Below are 1932 nucleotides of genomic sequence, written 5' to 3'. Positions count from 1 at the left end.
TTTGAGAGTTGAACAAAAAAAGAGCCCCTTGGTATCATACGAGGTGTCCGCAGCTGATCAGCACTAAGGACCCTGAAATTAGTTAACCAAGGAGGACTCAAAATGAATTATACACAAAATCAGAAAATCTCTCAAATCACATCATCAACACTTATTATTGGCATTGATGTTGCCAAAGAGAAGCATGTAGCACGAGCACAAAATGATCGAGGCTTAGAATTTGGAAAGCGTCTGGTCTTTGAAAACCGAATACATGGCTTTGAGCAATTGCTAGAATGGGCCGAGCGTCACGCCAAAAGAAACAAGAAGAATCATATCATCTTTGGTGTAGAACCAACAGGCCACTACTGGCTAAATTTAGCTTATTATCTTACTGCAAAAGGATTTGATTTTGTTGTAGTCAATCCAATGCACGTAAAGAAAAGTAAAGAGCTCGATGATAACTCACCAACAAAGAACGATACAAAGGATGCAAAAGTAATTGCACAGCTGATAAAAGATGGGCGATACTCCGTACCAAATCTCTTAGAAGGCGTTTATGCCGAGCTAAGAGAAGGCGTCAAAGTAAGAGATCAGCTCACACAACAGCTAGTGATAATCGAAGGTCGTATTCAAAATATGATTGACCGTTACTTCCCAGAGTTCTCCGATGTGTTTGGAGACTGGGATGGAAAGGCAGCCTTTTGTACATTGAAACTCTTCCCCTTCCCTTCACAAATCGTGGAGATGACACCAGAGGAAGTGCTACAAAAGTGGAAGCCATATGTTCAACGAGGTGTAGGAATCAAACGAGCAACCAAACTTGTCGAGGCCGCAAAAAAGAGTGTAGGCCTAAATATAGGGGTTCATTTCGCTAAGATAGAAATGAGTAACCTTCTCGAGCAGTATGAGATGTTTAATAGGCAGTTAGAAGAATTGGATCAGAAATTAGAAGAAGTAGTTAGAACCATACCAGGTGCTAATGAAATGATTGAAATTACAGGGCTAGGAGTTACGACTGTCACGACATTTATCTCTGAAGTTGGGGATCTAACGAAGTATCGACACCCTCAACAGGTCGTTAATTTAGCAGGGTTCTCTTTACGTGAGAATAGTTCAGGGAAATATAAAGGGAAAACCACTATTACAAAGCGAGGACGAAGTAAATTACGAAGAGCCTTGTATTTGGCCATACGGCCATTAGTTGCCCATAATCCGACGTTTAAAGCCCTGCATCACTATTACACGAATCGTTCTGATAAACCTTTAAAGAAGCAGCAGTCTCTCATTGCCTTGTGTTGTAAATTAATACGTGTTTTGTTTGTCATTGGACAAAGACAATGCCAATTTGATGGTTCCAAATTATTACAAGGAATACCTCAAGAAAATGTGTTACAGGCTGCCTAAAGTTCTTCAATAAGGACAAATGACTATAGCCTATGATTCACCAACCATCCACATAGAGTGTCCTTCTTGTGGCAGAACCCGTCAAGGGAAAGTACACCCTTGACAGAACCTCCCACAAGAAGGGAGAAGTAATTAGGATGGATGGCAGAAAAAATGTAGTTAGACTGAATACTTCAAACCATTCAAAAGACAAACACCAATAGTGCAGAGTCGGAGCATATTTTCACCATTCGGGCTTATGACCCAGTATAGGAGCATATCCGACCTCCACCTCATGGATACGCAGGACGAAGGAATGTGTGGAAACAATCCGGTGAGACATGGGAGGGTAAGCGACCGTGAGTTGTGTGGAGTTTCTTACGCACGGTTATAACTTTAATTTCCAAACATACCCAGTTTGGTCGTTAGGATGGCAATTGTTCTGTAAAAAAATTTTATCTCTTCAAGATATATCCATTATCAGAGGTGCGTCTACTATATAGGTGTTTATGAAATTTTGAGAATACGTGAGTATTCAGGAGATATTTTAACTTTATAGAGGGAGGT

Annotated in this window: 1 protein-coding gene; it reads left to right on the top strand. The window is 40.6% G+C overall.

The window, feature by feature from the left end; translation table 11 throughout:
* Positions 1-102: 102 nt before the first annotated feature.
* On the top strand, positions 103-1386 hold the full coding sequence (locus J2S74_RS27255; protein WP_307332914.1) for an IS110 family RNA-guided transposase: 1284 nt from the start codon (positions 103-105) through the stop codon (positions 1384-1386).
* Positions 1387-1932: the final 546 nt, after the last annotated feature.

The sequence above is a fragment of the Evansella vedderi genome (assembly GCF_030813435.1).
Taxonomy (GTDB): Bacteria; Bacillota; Bacilli; order Bacillales; family Salisediminibacteriaceae; genus Evansella; species Evansella vedderi.
This window is presented reverse-complemented; position numbering and strand designations above follow the sequence as displayed.

Coding starts and splice junctions, on each gene's coding strand:
- J2S74_RS27255 (WP_307332914.1), top strand. CDS start 103: ATGAATTATACACAAAATCAGAAAATCTCTCAAATCACATCATCAACA.